This is a genomic window from Polaromonas sp. P3_A5 (assembly GCF_056403055.1).
On record NZ_JBFUGF010000001.1, the window covers coordinates 1,697,940 to 1,720,437 of the forward strand.

21 protein-coding genes, 1 pseudogene and 1 riboswitch are annotated in these 22,498 nt (G+C 64.6%); of the genes and pseudogenes, 19 read left to right on the forward strand and 3 right to left on the reverse strand.

Annotated elements, in window-relative coordinates:
* Positions 1 to 85 precede the first annotated feature (85 nt).
* Together AC1DU8_RS08115 and AC1DU8_RS08120 are read left to right on the forward strand one after the other, a co-directional pair.
* A complete protein-coding gene (locus AC1DU8_RS08115; protein WP_477665807.1) occupies positions 86 to 994 on the forward strand; it encodes a LysR family transcriptional regulator in 909 nt (302 codons plus the stop codon).
* Positions 995 to 1,105: 111 nt separating this feature from the next.
* Entirely contained in the window at positions 1,106 to 2,065 is a 960-nt protein-coding gene (locus tag AC1DU8_RS08120) for a LysR family transcriptional regulator (RefSeq protein WP_457280492.1), read from the forward strand.
* 11 nt (positions 2,066 to 2,076) lie between these two features.
* On the opposite strand, the gene AC1DU8_RS08125 is transcribed toward AC1DU8_RS08120, so the two are convergent.
* The 3 genes from AC1DU8_RS08125 to AC1DU8_RS08135 form a co-directional block, all read right to left on the reverse strand.
* Complete coding sequence (locus AC1DU8_RS08125; protein ID WP_457280493.1) at positions 2,077 to 2,877, reverse strand: sulfite exporter TauE/SafE family protein; 801 nt, start codon at positions 2,875 to 2,877, stop codon at positions 2,077 to 2,079.
* A 337-nt stretch (positions 2,878 to 3,214) separates the two neighbouring features.
* Positions 3,215 to 3,550: a cell division protein ZapA gene (locus tag AC1DU8_RS08130; protein ID WP_457280494.1), complete on the reverse strand. Its 336-nt coding sequence runs from the start codon at positions 3,548 to 3,550 to the stop codon at positions 3,215 to 3,217.
* Positions 3,547 to 3,786: a DUF904 domain-containing protein gene (locus AC1DU8_RS08135; protein WP_457280495.1), complete on the reverse strand. Its 240-nt coding sequence runs from the start codon at positions 3,784 to 3,786 to the stop codon at positions 3,547 to 3,549. The genes AC1DU8_RS08130 and AC1DU8_RS08135 overlap by 4 nt, the downstream gene beginning before the upstream one ends.
* Positions 3,787 to 3,832: 46 nt before the next feature.
* A riboswitch (cobalamin riboswitch) is annotated at positions 3,833 to 4,118 on the forward strand.
* Between the two features lie 84 nt (positions 4,119 to 4,202).
* Here AC1DU8_RS08135 and AC1DU8_RS08140 point away from each other — a divergent pair.
* The 17 genes and pseudogenes from AC1DU8_RS08140 to bluB all read left to right on the forward strand — a co-directional run bounded on the left by AC1DU8_RS08140 (position 4,203) and on the right by bluB (position 22,458).
* Positions 4,203 to 6,113 (forward strand): TonB-dependent receptor domain-containing protein, encoded by a 1,911-nt coding sequence (locus tag AC1DU8_RS08140; protein WP_477726607.1) that lies wholly within the window; start codon positions 4,203 to 4,205, stop codon positions 6,111 to 6,113.
* An 18-nt stretch (positions 6,114 to 6,131) separates the two neighbouring features.
* Positions 6,132 to 7,472 (forward strand): cobyrinate a,c-diamide synthase, encoded by a 1,341-nt coding sequence (locus tag AC1DU8_RS08145; RefSeq protein WP_477726608.1) that lies wholly within the window; start codon positions 6,132 to 6,134, stop codon positions 7,470 to 7,472.
* Positions 7,469 to 8,317 (forward strand): ABC transporter substrate-binding protein, encoded by an 849-nt coding sequence (locus AC1DU8_RS08150; RefSeq protein ID WP_457280498.1) that lies wholly within the window; start codon positions 7,469 to 7,471, stop codon positions 8,315 to 8,317. The genes AC1DU8_RS08145 and AC1DU8_RS08150 overlap by 4 nt, the downstream gene beginning before the upstream one ends.
* Positions 8,314 to 8,898 (forward strand): bifunctional adenosylcobinamide kinase/adenosylcobinamide-phosphate guanylyltransferase, encoded by a 585-nt coding sequence (gene cobU, locus AC1DU8_RS08155; protein ID WP_477665810.1) that lies wholly within the window; start codon positions 8,314 to 8,316, stop codon positions 8,896 to 8,898. The genes AC1DU8_RS08150 and cobU overlap by 4 nt, the downstream gene beginning before the upstream one ends.
* A gap of 140 nt (positions 8,899 to 9,038) precedes the next feature.
* Positions 9,039 to 9,908, forward strand: coding sequence for an ABC transporter substrate-binding protein (locus AC1DU8_RS08160; protein ID WP_477665811.1), 870 nt, complete (start codon positions 9,039 to 9,041; stop codon positions 9,906 to 9,908).
* A complete protein-coding gene (locus AC1DU8_RS08165) occupies positions 9,905 to 10,984 on the forward strand; it encodes a FecCD family ABC transporter permease (RefSeq protein ID WP_477726609.1) in 1,080 nt (359 codons plus the stop codon). Before AC1DU8_RS08160 ends, AC1DU8_RS08165 begins: the two co-directional genes overlap by 4 nt.
* Before the next feature lie 8 nt (positions 10,985 to 10,992).
* Positions 10,993 to 11,766, forward strand: a pseudogene (locus AC1DU8_RS08170) (ABC transporter ATP-binding protein); the annotation flags it as partial.
* 27 nt (positions 11,767 to 11,793) lie between these two features.
* Positions 11,794 to 12,363 (forward strand): cob(I)yrinic acid a,c-diamide adenosyltransferase, encoded by a 570-nt coding sequence (cobO, locus tag AC1DU8_RS08175; RefSeq protein WP_477727041.1) that lies wholly within the window; start codon positions 11,794 to 11,796, stop codon positions 12,361 to 12,363.
* A 4-nt stretch (positions 12,364 to 12,367) separates the two neighbouring features.
* The gene (locus AC1DU8_RS08180; RefSeq protein WP_477726610.1) at positions 12,368 to 13,363 is read left to right on the forward strand and encodes an ABC transporter substrate-binding protein; all 996 of its coding nucleotides are present in this window, start codon (positions 12,368 to 12,370) and stop codon (positions 13,361 to 13,363) included.
* 23 nt (positions 13,364 to 13,386) lie between these two features.
* Positions 13,387 to 14,448, forward strand: a complete 1,062-nt coding sequence (gene cobW, locus AC1DU8_RS08185) for a cobalamin biosynthesis protein CobW (protein ID WP_477726611.1) — start codon at positions 13,387 to 13,389, stop codon at positions 14,446 to 14,448.
* A 168-nt stretch (positions 14,449 to 14,616) separates the two neighbouring features.
* Positions 14,617 to 18,435 (forward strand): cobaltochelatase subunit CobN, encoded by a 3,819-nt coding sequence (gene cobN, locus AC1DU8_RS08190; RefSeq protein WP_477726612.1) that lies wholly within the window; start codon positions 14,617 to 14,619, stop codon positions 18,433 to 18,435.
* The gene (locus AC1DU8_RS08195) at positions 18,432 to 19,526 is read left to right on the forward strand and encodes a magnesium chelatase ATPase subunit I (RefSeq protein ID WP_477726613.1); all 1,095 of its coding nucleotides are present in this window, start codon (positions 18,432 to 18,434) and stop codon (positions 19,524 to 19,526) included. Before cobN ends, AC1DU8_RS08195 begins: the two co-directional genes overlap by 4 nt.
* Positions 19,527 to 19,657: 131 nt before the next feature.
* A complete protein-coding gene (locus AC1DU8_RS08200; protein ID WP_477726614.1) occupies positions 19,658 to 20,209 on the forward strand; it encodes a vWA domain-containing protein in 552 nt (183 codons plus the stop codon).
* 9 nt (positions 20,210 to 20,218) lie between these two features.
* Positions 20,219 to 20,623, forward strand: a complete 405-nt coding sequence (locus AC1DU8_RS08205) for a DUF1636 family protein (protein WP_457280506.1) — start codon at positions 20,219 to 20,221, stop codon at positions 20,621 to 20,623.
* A 68-nt stretch (positions 20,624 to 20,691) separates the two neighbouring features.
* A complete protein-coding gene (locus AC1DU8_RS08210; RefSeq protein ID WP_457280507.1) occupies positions 20,692 to 20,883 on the forward strand; it encodes a CbtB domain-containing protein in 192 nt (63 codons plus the stop codon).
* 25 nt (positions 20,884 to 20,908) lie between these two features.
* Positions 20,909 to 21,748: a CbtA family protein gene (locus tag AC1DU8_RS08215; RefSeq protein ID WP_477665814.1), complete on the forward strand. Its 840-nt coding sequence runs from the start codon at positions 20,909 to 20,911 to the stop codon at positions 21,746 to 21,748.
* Between the two features lie 5 nt (positions 21,749 to 21,753).
* On the forward strand, positions 21,754 to 22,458 hold the full coding sequence (bluB, locus tag AC1DU8_RS08220; protein ID WP_457280509.1) for a 5,6-dimethylbenzimidazole synthase: 705 nt from the start codon (positions 21,754 to 21,756) through the stop codon (positions 22,456 to 22,458).
* Positions 22,459 to 22,498: the final 40 nt, after the last annotated feature.

The window sequence follows — 22,498 nt, forward strand, 5'->3', positions numbered from 1 at the left end:
GGGAAGCCCCATCCTGTGCATTACGCTTATTCCAAACTGGAATAAATGATTGCCTGGCCGATGTCGCCGTGGTCTACTTGTGGCCATGGACCGCATTCAAGCCATCCGGCTTTTCATTCGCGTGGTGGACCTCGGCTCTTTCAGCAAGGCGGCGGCCGACATGGGTATGGGCCAGCCGTCGGCCACCAAACTGGTGGTGCAACTGGAAAAGCAGTTGGGTTCGCGGCTGCTCCACCGCTCGACCCGCGGCGTGACGCCCACTGAGATAGGCGCGCTGTATTACGCCAAGTGCAAGCTGATTGCACATCATGTCGAAGAGGCCGAGACGGTGGCGGCGCTATTGCAGTCGCAGGTCCAGGGCGGCCTGCGAATCACTACCTCCGTAGCTTTTGGACGGCGTGTGCTGGTGCCGCTGGTCATGCGGTTCATGCAGATGCACCCCAAATTGCAAATCGAGTTGAACTTTGAAGACCGTTATGTCAACCTGGTTGAGCAGGGCATTGACGTGGCGATCCGGATGGGACCGCTCGCTGACTCGACGTTGGGGGCGCGTTACCTGGGTATCAACCCGTGGGTGGTCGTGGCCTCGCCCGAATACATCAGGAAGCGCGGTGCGCCGGCCGATCCTGCGGATCTTGTCACGCACGATGCGCTGATCTACAGCACGGTGCAAGGCGATGCGCGCTGGCATTTCAACGGAGCCGAAGGCCAAGCGTGGCAGGTCTCGGTCAGTGGGCCGCTGCGCTCGAACAATCTCTCGGCGCTGCTGGTGGCAGCGCGTGGCGGTATGGGCGTGGCGGCCTTGCCCCGGTATGTGGCGCATGAGTCAGTGCGCAGCGGCACCCTGGTGCCTCTCCTGAGCGGCTGGGTGCTGCCGTCGCAGGAAATCCATGCTGTCTATCCCTCACCCCAACTGGTGCCGGCCAAGGTCAACGGTTTTGTCGGCTGGCTGCAAGGCCAGTTCGGCGAGTCCTGGTGGGCGGACCAGAAATAGCCACAGGCGAAAGCTTGCCCCCAGGTCGACCGGCCAGCAATGAATGATTATCTATTGCTAATCCATTTGATACCATGAATTACTTGTGAGTTATGGACTAAAGGGGCCGAGATGAAGAATGCGACATTGCGCCAGCTCAAGGTGTTCGAGGCTGTGGCCCGCAACTTGAGTTTTTCGCGAGCCGCCGAAGAGCTGCACCTGACGCAGCCAGCAGTGTCCATCCAGGTCAACAAACTGGAAGACCACGCAGGCCTTCCGCTGTTTGAGCAGCTCGGCAAAAAAATTCATCTCACGCCGGCGGGCATTGAGATGCTTCATTCCAGCCGGATCATCATCCAGCAGTTCAAGGAGGTGGAGGAAGCCATGGCGCAGTTCAAGGGCATCTCCGGCGGCAAGCTGAACGTTGCGGTGATCAGCGCCGGCGACTATTTCTTTCCGCGCCTGCTCGTTGAGTTTGCGCGGCGCCACTCGGGCGTGACGCTGGACTTCGGCGTCTGCAATCGCGAAGAACTCTTGAGCCAACTGACCGACAACCTGACAGATCTGGCCGTCATGGTGCGCCCGCCACTGGATATGGACACGGTGAGCGAACCTTTCGCCCCGCACCCCTATGTTGTTGTGGCAGCACCCAACCATCCGCTGGCCGCCAAAAAGCGCATTCCGCTATCGCGCCTGGCCAGCGAACCCTTTGTTGTGCGTGAAAAAGGTTCTGATACCTGGAATTCGATGGAGGAGGGTTTCGGCACGCACCTGGCCGACCTCAACATCGCGATGGAGATCAAGAGCACGGAAACCATCAAACAGGCCGTGATCGCGGGCATGGGGGTGAGTTTTCTGTCGGCGCATACCATCAGCCGCGAACTTCAGGTGGGCAGCCTGACCGTGCTCGACGTGCAGGGTTTTCCGTTGATGCTGAATTGGTATGTCGTGCACCGTCGCAACAAGCGGCTGACGCCGGTAGCGCAGGCGTTCAAGACTTTTTTGATGACGGATGGCGGGGCGTTGATCGAGCAGACAATTGGTTTTCGGCCCAAAACGGCACAGCCCCGGCGTGCTGTCACCCGCCGTTAGCACAACAAGGGTTAGCGCAGCAGGAAATAGGCTGCCAGGATATACAGCACGACGGCGAAGACTTTTTTCAGCGGCTGGATGTCCATGCGGTGCGCGGTGCGTGCGCCCAGCGGCGCCGTACAAATGCTGGCCACCGAGATGATGACCAGTCCTGGCAGGTAAAGAAAGCCGATGGAGCCGGGCGGCATTTGAGGTAGGTTCTGGCCAGCCCAGATGTAGCCCAAGGTGCCGGCCAGCGCAATCGGAAAACCAAGCGCTGCCGAGGTTCCCACGGCGTCATGGATTTTCACGTTGCACCAGGTCATGAAGGGCACCGAAACGAAGGCGCCGCCTGCGCCCACCAGCGAAGACAGCATGCCGATGACACCACCCATGCCAAAGGTGCCCAGGCGGCCGGGCAGAGTGCGGCTGGGTTTGGGTTTACGGCCCAGAAACATCTGGGTGGCTGAAAACGCCACAAAAACGGCAAACAGGATGCTGAGGATTTTTCCCGGCAAGGCCACCGCCAGTTGGGCACCAATCAATGACCCCAGCAAAATGCCGGGCGCCAGCAGCCGAACGATGGGCCATAGCACGGCCCCGCGCCGGTGGTGCGCACGCACTGATGACAACGAGGTGAAGCAGATGGTGGCCAGCGAGGTGGCGACCGCCATTTTCACGGTGTATTCCTGCGGGTAGCCCTTTGCCGTGAGGATGAAGGTGATGAACGGCACCATCAGCATGCCGCCGCCGATGCCCAGCAGGCCTGCGAGAAAACCGGTGCACAGACCCAACAGGAGAAGTTCGGCAATAAGTTGGGGTTCGAGAGACATCAGATCTGCTGTGGCACGGCGGGCTGGGCCCGCAACCGGCTATTGTTTTTGTTCGCGGCCTGGATTCCGTTCGGATCCGGGACAAGAAAAGAAAGGTGTCTGCGAGTGCCACTGGACCGTCATCCTGAACCGGGGTTCAGGTGGGCGAGGGCAGTCAGGTTTCGGGTTCGTCTGACGCGAGACGATCACACCTGCCGGACAATTTACCAAGCCCGTGCTCGAAGAGCATTGGTTCAAGGAAATATAAAGCCCAATGCGCATCGCAGACGTGTTCATTGTAGGCCTTTGCGGCTCCCGCGCGCGAAGTGGGGGAGTGATTTACCGCAGGGGTGCGGGCTTAAAGCAGGCGGCCGTCAACGCCCAAGGCTGTGTCAAGCCGCTGTAGCAAGGCTGTGAGTTGCGGATGCGTTGTTTCGCCAGCACTGGCGGTTGTTTCCGCTGTTGTCGCGGCGGGTGTGGGCGTAGCGTTTGGCGTGCGCTCGGGGAGCTCAAAGGCGAGATTGAGCGCCGCCAGAACGGCAATGCGGTCACGTGCCTTGATTTTCCCGGCATCGCGAATCCTGCACATGGCCATGTCAACACGGTTGACCGCGTCCAGCATTCGGGCGTCGCCATTTTCGGGGCAGCCCAGCAAATAGCTTTGGCCCATGATCTGCACTTCGAGCTGTTTCATGACTCGGTTCCCACGGTGTTTTTGGCGGCATGCCCGTTGGTTTCGGGCAGGCGCTCCAGCAGTGCATCCACACGGGCGCGTGCCGCGCCGAGCCGCGATTTGAGGGAGTCGCGTTCGTGCGTCAGAACGCCAACCTGCTCCACCAGGAGCTCGTTGGTACGCTGCAGCTCCTCATAGCGCAGCAGGAGCCGCTCAACGCGTTCGACGATCTGGTCGATTTGGGTTTGGTTCGACATGGCAGCTCCGATTGTAGGGTTTGCGGCCGGACATGGGGAAGGCCCGCGTAGAATCTGCCCTGTTGGTGCCCGCAGTGTGGTTCGCACGCTGCAGTTCAACGGGAAGCAGGAGGGGGTCAAAGCCATGCATCAGGTCAACCTGATTCGCTGGCGCCGAGACCTTTAACCTGCGCTGCCCCCGCAACGGTAATACGGACGAATGGGCTCCTGACGCCAAGTCAGAAGCCCATTCAGCTTTCATCACTAGCCACTGAGCGTTTTGAACACACGCTTGGGAAGGCGATGGAGGCAGTTCCGTCAGCCCGGATACCGGCCAACAAGGTGAACGCGCACGTCCATGAACTGGCATGAGCGTTTGTAACGCTCATGCACTGGCGGGGAAGCCAGTGAGGGTATTTTGTTGATTGTCTGATTCCATGAAAACCTGTGTTTTCCACACACGCCTTGCCGTGCTTCCGCTGGCTGTGGCCGCTGCCTTTCCCGCCTTGTCCCAGACTACCCCGGCGGCCCAGGCCGGCGCGGCGCCACAACTCAAGGAAATGGTGGTAACCGCTACGCGCAGCGCCCAACCCATCGGCGATGTCATTGCTGATGTCACGGTCATTGACCGTGAAACCATAGAGCGCGCCGGCCCGGTGGGGCTGGCTGATGTTCTGGTTCGCGTGCCGGGCATACAGATCACCCGTAACGGCGGTATCGGCAGCAATACAAGCGTTTTTGTGCGTGGCGGTGAAACCCGCCACACCCCGGTTTTTGTAGACGGCGTGAGGATGGAGTCGCAGACGACGGCTGGAGCCGCCTCCTGGAACAACATTCCACTCTCGCTGATTGATCGCATTGAGATCGTGCGCGGCCCCAGCAGCGCAGTCTATGGCTCCGACGCCGTGGCCGGCGTGATCCAGATATTCACCAAGCGCGGCCAAGGCCCTTTTTCGCCTTCCGTGACGGTGGGTTACGGTTCCTACAATACCAGCCGGGTCGAGCTCGCCGCCAGCGGTTCAGCGGGCGGCTTTGACTATTCTCTGGGCTTGACGCAGGGACAAAGCGATGGCTTCAATGCCCGGACCATCCCGGCTCAAAACCCCGATGCCGACGGCTACAAAAGCCAGAGTGCCAATGCCAAGCTGGGTTTTCAAATCAATCCTGACCACCGCATTGAAGCCAATGTGTTGCAGAGCCATATGGATGCGCAGTACGACGGCGGCCTCACACGCGACTTTCGCCGTATCAGCGACCTGCAGACCCTGGGCCTGCAGTGGGAAGCCAAATGGTCTGGCCAATACAGCACCAAGCTGGCGGTCACGCAGGGTACCGACTCCGGTGAAGAAGGCCTGAATGGCTCGACCCCGCAGGTTTCTTACGACAAGAGCACCATCAGCACGTTGTTGTTCCAGAACGAATACCGCATTGGCGCGCATCTCCTGAGCGCTACACTGGAAAGCCGTCGCGATGTGTTCCGCCTGGTCGGCTCTTCGGCCGTGCCGGCTGGCATGAGCACCCTCAACGGGAACCGTTCGCTGGATGGCGTGAGCCTGGGCTACGGCTGGAGCGGCGGCGCGCACACGGTGCAGTTCAACGCCCGCCATGACACGGACAGCGAATTCGGCGGAAAGACCACCGGCTCCGCCGCCTATGCCTTTGCGCTCACGCCACAGTGGAAAGTGTCCGCATCCGCCGGCACCTCCTTTCGGGTCCCCACGCTGTACCAGCGTTTCAGCATTTACGGCACCTCGACCTTGAAGCCCGAATCCGGCCGCAGCGTGGAAATGGCGCTCAAATATAGCCAGGGGACTGCCCAGTACGGTGTCACCGCTTATCGCAACCGCATGACCAACCTGCTGAGCTTCGTCACGGGCAACGGTCCCTGCATCAATGGCGGCCCGCCGACGGTGCTGAGCAATCGTGGCTGCTATGCCAACACGGCGCAGGCCCAGTACACAGGGCTGACATTCACGGCTGCCGAGACGCTGGGCAATGTTCACATCCGCGGCTCGCTGGATCTGCAAAATCCCAAGAACCTGGTTACCAACCGAACCCTGCAGCGCCGCTCCCGCCAATACGGCACGCTGGGCGCCGAGATGCCGGTGGGCGGCTGGCAACTGGCGACGGACCTGGTGATGGCCTCGCACGCACTCGACAGCGACACCAGCAACGTGGTGCTGCCAGGCTACTCGCTCGTGAACCTGAGCGCCACGACGGCGCTGTCGCGCGACTGGAAACTGGTCGCCAAGCTGGACAATGTGACCGACAAGGCCTACCAGACTGCCGGCACTTACGCCAATGGCCGGCGCTCCGTGTACGTCGGCCTGACCTGGGCACCCCAGTAAGCCTCATCCACACCAGCCATGCAAACTTCCGCCCGTTGCCCTGCCATCCTCATCGCCGCCCCGGCTTCCGGCCAGGGCAAGACGACGGTGACCTGCGCGCTGGCGCGCCTGCATGCGCGGCAGGGCCGCCGGGTTCGGGTTTTCAAGTGCGGGCCGGACTTTCTGGACCCGTGCTGGCACGCCCTGGCCAGCGGCACGCCGGTGTACCAGATGGATCTGTGGATGACGGGCGAGGACGATTGCCGCGCGCGCCTGCATGCGGCGGCACTGGAGGCCGACCTTATCATTGTGGAAGGCGTGATGGGCCTGTTTGACGGTGAACCCAGCGCGGCCGACCTGGCACAACGCTTTGGCTTGCCGGTGCTGGCGGTGGTGGATGCATCGGGCATGGTGGCAACCTTCGGCGCGCTGGCCTTTGGCTTGCAGCACTATCGCCCCGACATGCCCTGGGCCGGCGTGCTGGCCAACCGCGTGGCCAATGCGCGGCATGCGGGCATGCTGCAGGCCAGTGTGGCACCGGACCAATGGTTGGGGGCGGTGCTGCGCAATCCCGCCATGAGCCTGCCCAAGCGCCACCTGGGGCTGACCGTCGCGACCGAAGTGGCAGATGCCATGGAAAGGCTGGACGCCGCAGCCGATACGCTGGCCACCACGCCGCTGGGTCAGATGACCCTGGACGACTTGCAGCGATGGGCGGTGGACTTCGCGGCGCCGGAAGCCTCTGCGCCCATTGCTCCCATGTTGAAAGGCAAAACCATCGCTGTTGCGCGCGACGCCGCTTTCTGTTTTATCTACGCCGCCAACCTCGATACCCTGCGCGCGCTGGGTGCTGAGCTGGTGTTCTTTTCGCCATTGGCTGACGCGGCTGTACCGGTCTGCGACGCGATGTGGATTCCTGGTGGTTACCCCGAACTGCACGCAGAGACAATTGCGGCAAACACCGCGCTACGCACCAGCCTGGCCGCACACATTTCCGCAGGCAAACCTGTATGGGCCGAGTGCGGCGGCATGATGGCCCTGTTTGAGACGCTGGTCACGCTGGATGGCAAACGCCATGTGCAATGGGGTGTGCTACCTGGCGAAGTGACCATGCAAAAGCTGCTGGCCGGCCTGGGCCCGCAGCAGCTGGCCCTGGAAAGCGGCACCTTGCGCGGCCACACTTTCCATTACTCGACCACGGCCACGCCATTACAGGCCGCGGCACGCACCTCGCGGCCGGGCACCGCGCCCGCGCCGGACGCGGGCGAGGCCGTGTGGCAGCATGGTGCGGTGCGCGCCAGTTACTTTCATGCCTGGTTTCCATCCTGCCCCGAAGCGGTGGCAGCGCTATTCACCACATCTGTAGAGGTGACTGCATGACGGACTTGCTGCATTACCAGCCCGGCCCGCAGCGCATCGTCTGCCTGACCGAGGAAACCACCGAATGGCTCTACCTGCTGGACCAGCAGCAGCGCATTGTGGGCATCTCGGGCTACACCGTGCGGCCCAAACGCGCGCGCGACGAGAAGCCGCGCGTCAGCGCCTTTCTGAGCGCGAAGATCGAGAAGATCATGGAACTGCAGCCCGACTGCGTGCTGGGCTTTTCGGACCTGCAGGCCGATATTGCTTCGGACCTGGTCAAGCGCGGTGTGCAGGTCACCATCTTCAACCAGCGCAGCGTGGCCGAAATTTTCTCCATGCTGTTCCAGCTGGCCGCCATGGTGGGCGAGGCAGAGCAGGGTGCGCAGCGCATTGCACAGATGCAGGCCGATTTGCGTGCCATGCAGGCGGCCGTCGCGGCCAGGGTCGCCAAGGGTGCGCGCCGCCCCAAGGTGTATTTTGAAGAATGGGACAGCCCGCACATCAGCGCGATCCGCTGGGTGTCGGAGCTCATCGGCATCGCGGGAGGTGACGATTGCTTTCCTGAGCTCGCCGCCGAATCGCTGGGCAAGAACCGCATCATTGCCGACGGGGCCGAGATCGTCCGCCGTAACCCGGATCTCATACTGGGCTCCTGGTGCGGCAAGAAATTCCGGCCGGAGAACGTGGTGGCACGCGAGGGTTGGGGTGCGGTGAATGCGGTGCGTCACAACCAGCTGTTTGAAATCAAGTCGCCCGACATACTGCAGCCCGGCCCCGCTGCGCTGACCGACGGCGTGGCCAGGATGCACCAGATCATCCTGCAGTGGATGGACGCTGAACAAGCCGGAGCGTTCCGATCATGAGCGCTATGACGATTGCCAAAAGCGAACTGATTCTGGGCGGCCAGAAAAGTGGCAAGTCACGTCGTGCCGAACTGCTGGCGCGCCAGTGGCTGGACCAGCGACTGGGCCACCGCGCCGTGCTGATTGCCACCGCACAGCCTTGGGACGAGGAGATGCGCCAGCGCATCGCCCGCCACCAGGCGGATCGCGCCGAGCGCGTGCCCGGCATGACCACGGTGGAAGAGCCGTTGGCACTGGCGGAGGCGATTCAAAAACACAGCCAGCCCGACACCTTGGTAGTGGTGGACTGTCTGACGCTGTGGCTCACCAACCGGTTGATGCCCGTGGATTTTGAACAAAATAAGCCTCTAGCCCCCATGGACAGTGCGCCAGCCGCTTCTCTTTTGATAGCAATTACCCAGGCCCCTGGCCCGGTGGTGCTGGTGGGCAACGAGATTGGGTTGGGCGTAATTCCCATGGGGCGCGAGGTTCGCGCCTTTGTGGATGCCTTGGGCAAACTGAACCAGGATGTGGCCGCTGCGTGCCAGCGCGTGACGCTGATGGCGGCAGGCTTGCCACTGACTTTGAAGGATGCGGGATGAAGATGGACATCCGCCGCTTTCTTTGCCCCTTTCTGTTGCACAGACGCGGGGTGGCAGAGCGTTTTGCTCCGTGTCCCCCGCCCGCGTTGCGGGCTCCTCCTTTACCTGCGCAAAACGCTCTGCCACCCCGCGTCTCGGTGATGCTCGTTTTTGCGTTTGCCTTTACCTTTGGTCTGGCGGGTGTCGCTCGTGCCTTGCAGGTCACCGATGACCGAGGGGTCACCGTCACCTTCCCCGCCGCGCCGCAGCGCATTGTGAGCCTGTTGCCGTCGTTGACCGAAACCGTGTGCGAGCTGGGCCAATGCCAGCGCCTGGTGGGGGTAGACCGCTATTCCAACTTCCCGGCCAGCGTGCAAAAACTGCCCCAAGTTGGCGGCGGGCTGGACCCCAACATCGAGATGATCGTCTCTCTCAAGCCCGATGTGGTGCTGATGGCCACCTCGTCGCGCGCGGGCGAGCGGCTGCAGGCGTTGGGCATCAAGGTGGTGGCGCTGGAGCCGCGAAGCCATGCCGACGTGCAGCGCGTGATGCTCAAGCTCGGCCAGTTGCTGGAGGTGCGTGATGCCGCACGCATCTGGCGCGCGATTGATGCCGGTGTCTCGGCTGCAGCCCAGTCGTTGCCGACCAGCGTGCGCAATGTGAAGATCTACTTCGAAGTGAACCAGGGGCCGTATGCAGCGGGCGAGTCGTCCTTTATTGGCGAAACGCTCACACGCCTGGGTGCCAAAAACATCGTGCCTGCCAAGCTCGGGCCGTTCCCCAAGCTCAACCCCGAATACATCGTCCGCGCCAACCCTGACCTGATCATGATCGGCCAGCGCAGCGCCGGCGGTTTGACGGTGCGGCCCGGCTGGCAAAGCATCCGCGCACTGCGCGAGCAGCGGGTCTGCATTTTCCCACCCGACGAGGCCGACATGCTGGTGCGTCCCGGCCCGCGCATGGCTGAAGGTGCGCGCCTGATGGCCCAATGTCTGCTGAAAAATGCGCCCGCCCCGGGAGCCAAACCATGATGCAAACCCGCGTTTTCTGGCTGGTCTGGGCCGGTGTGCTGGGAGCATTGGCTTTGGTGGCGTTGGGTATCTGTGTCGGCAGCGCCGGACTGGAGAACCTGATTCGTCCGCTGCTCAACCCCGCACAGGACCCGCAGCAAACCGCCATGGCACAGCAAATCATTTGGCAGATCCGCCTGCCGCGCACCTTGGGCGCCTGGGCCGCCGGCGCCTTGCTGGGCCTGGCCGGTGCCGTAGCCCAGGGCCTGTTTCGCAACCCCCTGGCTGACCCGTATTTGCTGGGCAGCGCCTCGGGTGCCTCGCTGGGCGTGGCGCTGGCATTGGCCGCTTTGGGTGGGGGCGCCGGCATGTTGGGCGGCAGCATGATGAGCGGCGGTATGGCCGTCAGTGTGTTCTCCAGCAGCTTGTGGGTGCGTCTGGGGTTGACCGGTGCGGCGTTTCTGGGCGCCGTGTTTGCGGTGATGCTCACGCTGGTGCTGTCGCGCGGTGTGGGCCACACGCTGCGCCTGCTGCTGGCCGGTGTGGTGGTGGGCGTTGTGCTGGGTGCCATGACGCACCTGGTGCTGCTGTTCTCGCCCGAATCGTTGCAGGCCATGCAGGCCTTCATGCTGGGCTCGACCGCCTTTGTCGGTTGGACCTCCTGCGTGCTCATGGCTTGCGTGTGGGGTGTATGCGTGCTGGCATCGTGGCTGCTGGCGCGCGTGCTCGACGGCCTGAGCCTGGGCGACGCCACCGCCGTCAGCCTGGGCCTGCCGGTGGCGCCTATGCGCGCGGCGCTGGTGGCAGTGCTGGCATTGGCCACGGGTACGGCGGTAGCGCAAACCGGGTTGATCGCTTTTGTAGGCCTGGCCGCGCCGCACCTGGTGCGCTCGGTGGTGAAGACTACCCATGCGCACCTGATGCTGCTCTCCAGCCTCATGGGCGGCGTGCTTCTGATGGCGGCCGACACGCTGGCACGCTGGCTGATCGCGCCGCAGGAGCTGCCCGTGGGCATGCTCACCGCGGTGCTGGGCGGCGGCTATTTGTTGTGGCTGATGCACCGTAGCAGCAGTCTGGGTGGAGGGCGTGCGGTATGAGTGATGCTATGAAATCAATAGCTGTCCGCGCAGACTCCATAAAGGCCAGTCTCGGAAATGGCTTGCAAAAGCAACACGTACTGCACGGCATCAGCCTGGACATTGCGGCGGGTCGATGGACCAGCATCGTCGGCCCCAACGGCGCAGGCAAGTCCACCTTGCTCAGGGCGCTGGCCGGCGTGCTGCCGCACAGCGGTGAAGTCAGCTTGCTCGGCCAGCCGCTGCAAAGCCTGCCGCACCGCGAACGCGCCCGCCAGCTGGCCTGGCTGGGCCAGAACGAAACCTCGGCCGATGACCTGACGGTGTGGGACGTGGCCATGCTGGGCCGCTTGCCGCACCAGGCCTGGCTGGCCCCGCCCAGCGTCGCCGACCGTGCAGCGGTGGAGCAGGCCCTGCGCGCCACCCGTGCCTGGGACTGGCGCGAGCGCGCCTTGGGGCAACTGTCGGGCGGCGAGCGCCAGCGCGTGCTGCTGGCGCGTGCCCTGGCAGTGCAGGCCCAGGTGCTGCTGATGGACGAGCCGCTCGCCAACCTCGACCCGCCGCACCAGGCCGACTGGCTGGACGTGGTGCGTGCGCTGGTGGCCGAAGGAAAAACCGTGGTCAGCGTTCTGCATGAGATCACCATGGCATTGCAAGCCGACACCATGGTCGTGATGGCTGAAGGCCGCATCACCCACCAAGGCGCCTGCGCCGATCTGGCCACACACCGCGCACTGGAAGACGTATTTGACGGACGCCTTGCCGTTCATCCCTTGCAAGGGCAGTGGATTGCGCTGCCCAAAGTCAACCATCCTGCAAAGAGAGCTCCCATGCAAATTGAAACCCCGCCCGTCGATTACGAACGTGTCGTTCCCACGGCCGAGCGCCGCGGCCTGATCATGATCAATACCGGCCACGGCAAAGGCAAGAGCACGGCAGCCTTTGGCCTGGCCCTGCGTGCGCATGGCCGCGGCAAGGCCGTCAAGGTCTACCAGTTCATGAAAGTGCCCACTGCCCGCTTTGGCGAGCACCGCTTGTTTGAGCAACTGGGCATCCCCATCGAAGGCCTGGGCGATGGCTTTAGCTGGAAGAGCCGCGACCTGGACCACTCGGCCCAGTTGGCACTCGACGGCTGGGCCAAGGCAGAAGCCACCATCCGCGCCGGCGAGCACTTCATGGTGGTGCTGGACGAAATCATGTACCCGCTGCGCTACGGCTGGATTCCGCTGGAGACCATCCTGACCTGCCTGCGCGAACGCCCACCGCATGTGCACGTGGTGCTGACGGGCCGCAACGCACCGGGTGAGCTGGTAGACCTGGCGGATACGGTGACGGAGATGACTTTGGTCAAGCATCACTTTAAAGCCGGCGTTCCCGCCCAACGCGGCATTGAGGACTAGAGATATGGCCCCCACGCTTTTCACTACGCCTTCGGCTCCGTGTAATGCGCTGCCCCCCGAGGGGGCGCTGCGCCTGCGGCCCGGCAAAGCCGGTTCCGCGGCCCCGGCTGGTGAAGAGGAATTCCGCTCAAGTTTTGCTGCACGTATGGCATTGCGCCTGCTGCCCACGGTCTCGCTGCTGGCAGTTCTCGGGCTGCTCTCCAGCTTCGCGATGGCTCAGGGCACGCAGCCGGTGTCGCGCATCGTCACACTTGCGCCCTCGCTGACCGAGGCCGTGTGTGCGCTGGGCCGCTGTGCGCAGCTGGTGGGCACCGATCGCCACTCCACCTGGCCCGTTTCGGTACTGGCGCTGCCCAAGGTGGGTGGGCTGGAAGACGCGCAGGTCGAACGCATTGTCACGCTGCGGCCGAACCTGGTTTTGCTGGGTCCGCGCAGCCGCGCGGGGGAACGCCTGCAGGCGCTGGGAGTGCCGGTGATGATGCTGGATGCCCGCACCCATGGAGACCTGAAACGCATGCTGGTGAAGCTGGGCGACACCTTGAGTGAACAGGCCCGTGCCACCGAGCTGATCGCCCGCATCGAGGGTGAGCTGGACGCCGCCGCGGGCCGCATGCCCGCCGCGTTGCGCGGGCGCACCGTGTATGTGGAGGTGGGCGCAGGATCGTCTGCAGCCAGCGAGAAGAGCTTTATTGGTGAGACCGTGGCCAGGCTGGGCCTGGTCAATGTGGTGAGCGGCGATCTGGGCCTGTTCCCCCGGATCAATCCCGAGCTGCTGCTGCGCCGCCCGCCCGATCTCATCATTGGCCCGCGCGCCACGCTGGCCAACTTGTCAGACCGCCCCGGCTGGAGTGCACTGCCGGCAGTGCGCCAGCAGCAGCTGTGCCTGCTGGATACTGAACGCATGGACCTGTTGTCACGCCCTGGCCCTCGCCTGGGCGAGGCCGCCCAAATGTTGGTGGAGTGCCTCAAGGCCCTGCCTCCCCGTGACGCGCCCCGTTAATTTTCTTTATCCGAGAGACTCTTATGCAAACCCGAAAAATCCCCGCCACCATCGTCACCGGCTTTCTGGGCAGCGGCAAGACCACGCTGCTCCGCCACCTGTTGGCCAACGCGCAGGGCCGCCGCATCGCGGTCATCGTCAATGAGTTTGGCGAACTCGGCATCGACGGCGAACTGCTGCGCGGCTGCGGCATAGGCTGCGACGAGAACGGTGAAGAAAATGGCCAGTTGTATGAGCTGGCCAACGGCTGCCTGTGCTGCACGGTGCAGGAAGAGTTCGCGCCCGTGATGGAGCAGTTGGCCAAGCGCCGTGACCAGATCGACCATCTGATCATCGAAACTTCGGGCCTGGCGCTGCCCAAGCCGCTGGTGCAGGCCTTCCAGTGGCCCGCGCTGCGCAACACCTTCACCGTGGATGCCGTAGTGACCGTGGTGGACGCGCCTGCGGTTGCCGCGGGAGACTTTGCCGACGACCCGGTGGCCGTGGACGCCCAGCGCCGCGCCGACGACAACCTGGACCATGACTCGCCCTTGCACGAGCTGTTTGAAGACCAACTGGCAACGGCCGACCTGGTGATCGTGCACAAGACGGATGGGTTGACGGCCGAAGAATTGGTGGGTGTGGAAGCCGCCATCCGCGCCGAAACTTTGTCCGGTGTGAAGCTGGTGCATGCGCAGCATGGCCGCATAGATATTGGCGTGTTGCTGGGCCTGGAGCGCGCAGTGGAAGACCAGATCGACCAGCGCAAGACGCATCACGACGAGGAAGAAGACCACGACCATGATGCGTTTGACTCGGTGCAGGTGGCGCTGGACGTGACCGGCCGCGAAGCATTGCTGGCCGCGCTGCGCGATGTGGTGGGCCGCCACGAGATTTACCGCGCCAAGGGTTTTGTGGCCTTGCCCGGTGTGGCCATGCGCCTGGTGGTGCAGGGCGTCGGTACGCGCTTTGACAGCTACTTCGATCGCCCCTGGCGTGCGGATGAAGTGCGCCAGTCGCGCCTGGTGCTGATTGGTTCCGAGCTCAATGCGGCTGTGTTGCAGGCTGAGTTGAGTGCGACGCTGGCGGCACCCGTCGCGGCTTGAATCCAAATGCACGCTGAAGCTTTAGTTTTGTGGCGGGCACAGGCCGACGGGGCACTCCGCTCCGCGGCTGTCCTCCGCCCTGTGGGCTCCTCCTTTATGCCGCTGCGCAGAGCGCCCCATCGACCTGCGCCAGGATGGGCTGTTCAACCTTACCTTGTGAAATAAAACATGCATTTGCTCTCCACCCGCCCTGGCGGCCACGTTGAAGACGGTGGTCAGGGCGTGGTGCGTGTGGAGCAAACGCCGGGCGACATCGTGGTGCTCAGCGCGGCGGACACCACGCTGTCGCTGCTGGCCGATGCGGCGGGTGCATTGCCCGAAGGCTTTCCCACGGTCCGCCTGGCGAACCTGATGTGGCTGCGCCAGCCCGCTTCGGCCGACATGTATGTGGACGAGGTGCTGCAACATGCGCGCGTGGTGGTGATTGACCACCTGGGCGCTGCCAGCGACTGGGCCTATGTGGTGGAGCGCGTGCGCGAACTCGCACGCGAACGCGGCCAGTGGCTGGCGCTCTTCTCGGGTGACGCGAGTGAAGACTTGCAACTGCTGTTGCGCAGCACCGCCCCGCATGAGGACTGCCGCCAGCTCTGGCGCTGCCTGCGCGAAGGCGGCCGAGACAACGCCCGGAACTTTTTTGAATTGATAGGCTATTCCGCGTTTGGCCTGGGGACTCGGCCCACACCGCCTACGGTGTTGCCACCGGCCATAATTTACGAATCGCTGGGTGCCCAAGCGTGGCAAGACGGCGCGCCGGTGGCATTGCTGGTGTTCTACCGTGCCCATGTGCAGGCCGGCAACACTGCGGTGTTTGACGCGATGCTGGCCGCATTGCATGATCAAGGGCTGAACACTGTGGCCGTGGCCGTGGATTCGCTCAAGAACCCCGCTAGCCTGGAGCTGTTGCAGTCGCTGGCCGCGCAACACGGCGTGGGCGTGGTGCTCAACGCGACCAGCTTTGCCATCACCGCACTCGATGGCGACGATGTGGACAGTGTGGACGGCGCGCAGATGGCCCCATTGGCTGGTGATGCACCGGTACTACAGCTCATCACCGCGGGCTGTTCCCAAGAGCAGTGGCAAGAAGACCCGCATGGCCTGGCCCCGCGCGACTTGGCGATGCAGGTGGTGCTGCCCGAGGTGGACGGCCGCATCGGCACCCGCGCCATCAGCTTCAAGGGCCTGGCGTGGCGTGACGAGCGCACCCAGGTGGACGTGGTGCGTTACCAGCCCGAACCCGAACGCATGGCCTTTGTGGCCGAGCTGGCGCGCCGCTGGTGTGTGCTGCGTGACAGGCCGAATGCCGATAAACGCATCGCACTGATCCTGGCCAACTACCCCAACGACGATGCCCGTCTGGCGAATGGTGTGGGCCTGGACACCCCGGCCTCCACGGTGGGCCTGCTGCGCGCCATGCAGGACGCAGGTTATGTCACAGGTGCCTTGCCCGAAGGCGGTGACGCACTGATCGCCGCGCTGGTGGCAGGCGTGACCAACAACCTGGACGCGAACGGCATCCGGCCGGCAGGCCAGAGTCTTGCCATGGCCGATTACCTGCAGGACTTCAACCAACTGGACCTTGCCAGCCGCGACGCAGTGAACGCGCTGTGGGGCTCCCCCGAACAGGACCCCATGGTGCGCAGCGGCCGCTTCATGGTCTCCGGCCTGCGCCTGGGCAACGTGTTTGTGGGTATCCAGCCCGCGCGCGGGCGTGACCTGGACCTGGTGGCGACTTACCACGACGCCGACCTGGTGCCCACGCACAACTACCTGGCGTTTTACTTCTGGCTGCGTCGCCAGTTTGCGGTGGACGCGGTGGTGCATGTGGGCAAACACGGCAACCTCGAATGGCTGCCGGGCAAAAGCGTGGCGCTGGGTGCGGCCTGCTGGCCCGACGCCATCCTGGGCCCCTTGCCGCACCTGTATCCCTTCATCGTCAACGACCCCGGCGAGGGCAGCCAGGCCAAGCGCCGCACGCAGGCCGTCATCATCGACCACCTGATGCCGGCCCTGACCCGCGCCGAAACCTACGGCCCGCTGCAAAAACTCGAGCGCCAGATGGACGAGTACTACGAGGCCCTGTCACTGGACCCACGCCGCGCCCAACGCCTGCGCGGCGACATTCTGGAGCGTGTGCTGACTGAGAACCTGCACACTGACCTGGGCTTTGCCAAACCCGCCGATGACGCGGGCCGTGAAGCGCTGCTGCTGCGGCTGGACGCCTACCTGTGCGAGATCAAGGAGTCACAGATCCGCGATGGGCTGCACATCCTGGGCACATCACCACAGGGCCGCCAGCAAATCGACACGCTGGTGGCGCTGGCGCGTTTTCCAGGTGGTACGGCCGCCGGCCAGCGCAGCCTGCTGGTGGCATTGACTCAGGATTTGGAGCTGGATGGTGTGGACGGCTTCAGCGTGTTGAGCCCCGAATGGGCCGCACCTTGGGGCGGCCCATTCCCTCCGGTGTTGCAAGACATGAGTACCGAAGCCTGGCGTCACGCCGGCCATACACGCGAGCGGCTGGAACTGCTGGCCCGGCAATTGGTAGCTAGCCATGTGGTGGCCGATGCGCCATGGGACGCCACTGCCTGGCCGCACGCCGCCCCGGTGCTGCAGCGCATGCGCATTGTGTTGCGCCCCCGTCTGGACGCTTGTGGTCCGCAGGAGATTGCGCAGTGCCTGCGCGGCCTGTCTGGCAAGTTTGTGCCCGCCGGTCCCAGCGGTGCACCCTCGCGTGGCCGGCCTGACGTGCTGCCCACAGGCCGCAACTTCTATTCGGTGGACACGCGTGCCGTGCCCACACAGACCGCCTACGCCATGGGCGCCGCGGCGGCTGAGCGCGTGATTGAGCGCCACCTGCAAGACCATGGCGAGATGTTGCGCTGCCTGGGCCTGTCGGTCTGGGGCACCAGCACCATGCGCACGGGCGGCGAAGATATTGCACAAGCCTTTGCGTTGCTGGGCGTGCGGCCCAAGTGGGCCGACGGTAGCAGCCGGGTGGTGGACATTGAAGTGCTGCCCATGGCTATCAGGAACCGTCCGCGCGTGGATGTGACTTTGCGCGTTTCGGGTTTCTTCCGCGATGCCTTCCCCAATGTGATTGACCTGTTTGATACCGCCGTGCGCGCCGTGGCCGCGATCAGTGAAGAGGACGAGCCCGACGACGTGAATCCCATCCGCGCCCGGGTGCAGCGCGAAGCGGCCGAGGCACAGGCCAAGGGCTTGAGTGCAGAGGACGCCCAGCGCGAAGCCACCTGGCGCGTGTTTGGCCCGCGCCCCGGCGGTTATGGCGCTGGTCTGCAAGAGGTCATGGCCAGCGGCCGCTGGAACGACGGCGCCGATCTGGCTCAGGCCTATCTGCGCGCCGGCGCCTTTGCCTACGGGCAGGGCGAGCACGGCGCACCAGCGCGTGGCAGTTTCGAGCAGCGCCTGGCCGGTCTGGATGCCGTGCTGCACAACCAGGACAACCGCGAGCACGATGTGCTCGATTCGGACGACTACTACCAGTTCCAGGGTGGCATGGCGGTGGCAGTCGAACATCTGGCGGGTGCGCCCGCATCGCTGTATCACGGCGACTTCAGCGTGCCTGGTGCGCCGCGTATCCGCACGCTGGGCGAAGAGGTGGCGCGCGTGGTGCGTTCGCGCGCCGTCAACCCCAAGTGGCTGGAGGGCGTGCGCCGCCATGGCTACAAGGGGGCTTTTGAGATGGCCGCCACGGTGGACTACCTGTTTGCATTTGACGCCACCACAGGCGTGGTGGGCGACCACCAGTACGCGCTGGTGGCCGATGCTTATTTGCACGACGACACCAACCGCGCGTTTTTGCAGCAGCACAACCCCGGCGCACTGCGCAGCATTGGCGAGCGCCTGCTGGAGGCCATGCAGCGCGGCCTGTGGGAGGCGCCGGGCGAGCACCGCGAACGCATCGAAGACCATTTGCTGGTGCTGGAGCGCCGGCTTGAAGAACACGGAGAAGGACCCTTGCCATGAGCACGACCACGACCACGACCATGAGCATTCCTGAACTGAACATTCCTGTTGAGCCCGCCACCCGCGCGGCCTTTCCCTTCACCGCGCTGGTCGGCCAGCCGCAGCTGCAGCTGGCTTTGCAGCTGGTAGCCATAGACCCCGGCATTGGCGGTGTGCTGATCAGCGGCCCACGCGGCACGGCCAAGTCCACTGCGGCCCGTGCGCTGGCCGCGCTGCTGCCCGGTGCACCCTTTGTCACCTTGCCGCTGGCCGCCAGCTTGGAGCAACTGGTGGGTACGCTGAATGTGGAAGACGTGCTGCGCGACGGCCAGGTGCGCCTGGCGCCTGGGCTGGTGGCGCGGGCCCACAACGGTGTGCTCTATGTGGACGAGGTCAACCTGTTGCCCGATGCGCTGGTGGATGCGCTGTTGGACGTGGCAGCCAGCGGCGTGAACACGGTGGAGCGCGATGGCATCTCAAAACAGCACGCCGCGCGCTTTGTGCTGGTGGGCACCATGAACCCGGAGGAGGGCGAGCTGCGCCCGCAGCTGCTGGACCGCTTTGGCCTCTCGCTGGTGCTGGCCAATCCGGTGGATGCCGCAGAGCGCACCGCCATCCTGCGCGCGCGCCTGGGTTTTGATGAAAACCCCGGGGCCTTGGGCGCGCAGCATGCCGAAGAACAAGGTGCGCTGAGCGCCGCATTGGTGGCCGCCCGCGCTGCCTTGCCACGCCTGATCTGGTCGGACGCGGTGCTGCACCATGCCGCTGCCTGCGCGATTGCCGCCGGTGTGGATGGCATGCGCGCCGATCTGGTGATGCTGCGCGCCGCACGCGCGCTTGCCGCGCTGGAAGGGCGCAGCGAAGTGTCTGTGGCCGATGTAGACGCTGTGGCTGAACTGGCACTGGCCCACCGCCGACCCGAAGGCAGTGCGACACCAGCGCCCGGCACCCACAGCGCACCGCAGCAGCAACCGCAACACAACCCGCAGCGCCTGCAAGACCCGCAAGCTGCTGCGTCCGCGCCCCAGGGCGATTGGGGCGCCTTGCCTGCCCAGCCCGAGGGAACGACCAAGGTTCAAAAAATTGCCGGGTGGCCGCCAAAAAAAGCCTAGGCCACCCCAGCCGCCGCCCGCGCAACGGGACTGGCAGCTGGCGGTGGCCTCCGCCCCAATCTCCCTCTGGAAGTTCAGCCGCGCCCAACGCACGGCAGCGCAGCAGTGCGATTGCCTGGCTGCCCACCGTCGTGGCCAAAGGCCCTGCGCCGTTGCAGCGCGCGCACCTGCGCCACCAGCCGGTCGCGCTGCGCGCCGGGCGCTTGCATTGCATCGTGCTCGACACCTCGGGCTCCATGCGTCAGCGCGGCCGTCTGGCGCTGGCCAAGGGCCATGCGGCCTTCATGATCGAGCAGGCCGCGCGGCAGGGCGACGATGTGGCGCTGTTGCGCTTTGGCGGGCAGGGTGTGGAACTGCTGCTGCCCCCTGGCCGCGCGCGTGCCGCCGGCAGCCAGCGCCTGCGCCCGCTGGGCGGTGGCGGTGGCACGCCGCTGGCCGAGGCGCTGTTTCAGGCTGACCGCTTGCTGCAACGCACGCTGCGCAAAAGTGGCCCCACGGAGTGCTGGCTGTGGCTGCTGACCGACGGCCGCACGCTGGAGCAACCGCAGGCGCCGTTGACCCCGCAGCACCTGGTGATTGTCGATTTTGACGATCCGAAAAAGAACCTGGGCCGCTGTGCCGCCTGGGCCATGCGCTGGGGCGCGGAGCACCGCCTGGCCATGGCCCCGGGTTACCAACCGTAAAAGATCGTCATGTCCGACACCGAAATCATTGTCTGCACCACCTGCCGCCCGTCGGGCGCCTCGCGTGAGCTGCCCGCCCATGGCCTGGCCTTGTTCGAAGCGGTTCAGGAAGCGCTGCTGGTGTGTGAGCTCGACACCGGGCTGCACAAGGGCCTTCAGGTGCGCGGCCAGGCGTGCATGAGCGGCTGCACCCGCGCCTGCACCGTGACCTTGCAAGCCCAGGGCAAATTCAGCTACTACTTTGGCGACCTGGCCCCCGATGCCGAGACCGCGGCCCAGGTGATTGCCTGCGCGCAACTGCACGTGCAAAGTGCCGACGGCAACCTGGCCCGCAACGCGCGGCCCGATCGCCTGCGCAGCGGTATCCTTGCCCGATTGCCCCCTGTTGGTTTGAACGGCCTGGGCTCGACATGAGCGGCCAAATGCACTAAGTTTGTTTTTTTCACCCCACCCACCATCCCACTTACCTCAAGGAGAACGCCATGACTGAACCGACGACGCTGACCCACAACCCTTCTCACACCCTGAATCCCGGCCTGGCCGTGCTGCGTCCCCTGCTGGGCGCCGCCGCATTGGGCCTGGTGGTGCTGTACGGCGTGGCCTTTGCCGAAAGCCCGCTGGCCCACAACGCCGCGCACGATGTGCGCCACATCACCGTCAAACCCTGCCATTGAGCAGCACTTTCACCGGGAGACAGCTATGGTTTTTCAACGATTGATCTGGGCGGCGCTGGCCACTGCCGTGGTGGTGGGTAGCGTGCAAACCGGCGTGCAGCGCTGGCAAGCCGCCCCGCTGATTCTGGCGGCCGAGGTGTACGAGGAGCAAAAGGTGGAGGCTCCGGCGCCCGCCGCCGCTCCCGCTGCCCACGTGCATGCCGAAGGTACGGCCCCTCATACGCACGAGCACGGTGCTGCCAAGGAATGGGAACCCACGAACGGCGCCGAGCGCATTGGCTGGACCTGGGTGGCCAACATGCTGCACGCCTTCAGCATGGCGCTGCTGGTGTTTGCGGTGATGGGCGTGTGGCTTTACAAACGTGACGCACAACGCGGTGGCGCGGTGGCTTCACTGCGCCTGGCCGGTGTGGTGGCTGCAGCTGGCTGGTTGAGCTTTCACCTCTGGCCTTCGCTGGGTTTGCATGCGGAAGTACCCGGCATGGAAGCCGCGCCGCTGCAGGCCCGCCAGGTCTGGTGGGTGCTGGCAGTGAGCAGTGCAGCGGGTGCCTGCGCCGTAGCCGGTTTTGCGCGCGCATCCTGGCGCTGGCTGGTGTCCGCAGCCTTGCTGGCGCTGCCGTTTGTGGTGGGTGCACCCAAGCTTCAAGGTGATGCCCTGGCCGGTTTTGGTCCCGAAGCCCATGCCGCGCTGGAACAGCTCGGCACGCAGTTCATCTGGGCCACGACCTGGGTGTCTCTGTCGTTCTGGGTGAGCCTGGGCCTGGTCAGTGGTTTGGCCTTCCAGCGCTGGGTGCGCCCGGCTTTGCTGGCGGTACTGCAGCGCGCTGACGTGCCTGCTGTTGGCGCGGTGCAAGCTCCTCAGTGAATGGTGTGACGGGCTTTGTCTCCGCCGCCGATGCGGCCCGACCCGGCCACGCCTTCAGCACCGCTGAGCAGCAGGCGGTGTACCGGGCCATCTTCGAGCGGCGCGACATGCGTCACTTCAGCGGCGGCACGGTCACTGACGACATACTGCAGCGCTTGCTGTCGGCCGCGCACCACGCACCCAGCGTCGGCTTCATGCAGCCCTGGCGTTTTATTCGCGTGCGCAGCCGGCCTTTGCGCGAAGGTATTCACGCGCTGATTGAGCAGGAACGTGTGCTCACGGCCCGGGCCTTGGGCGAGCGCGAAGACGAGTTCATGAAACTCAAGGTGCAAGGCGTGCTCGATGCGGCCGAGGTGCTGGTCGTGGCCTTGCCACCGGGGCGCGAACAGCATGTGTTTGGCCGCCGTACCTTGCCCGAAATGGACCTGGCCTCGGCGGCCTGCGCCATCCAGAACCTCTGGCTGGCGGCCCGTGCCGAGGGCCTTGGCATGGGCTGGGTTTCGATTTTTGATCCGCAGCAGCTGGGCGGGTTGTTGCAGATGCCCGAAGGCAGCAAGCCGATTGCGGTGTTGTGCCTGGGCCCTGTCCACGCTTTTTACGACCAGCCCATGCTGCAGGCTGAAAAGTGGGCGCGCCGTGCCCCGCTGGCCGACATGGTGTTTGAAGACAGCTGGGGCCAGACCACCCCGCGTGAGCCGGAAGCCGGCTGAGATGTTCACGCACTGGGCCAGCCTTCATGCCTTGTCCGTT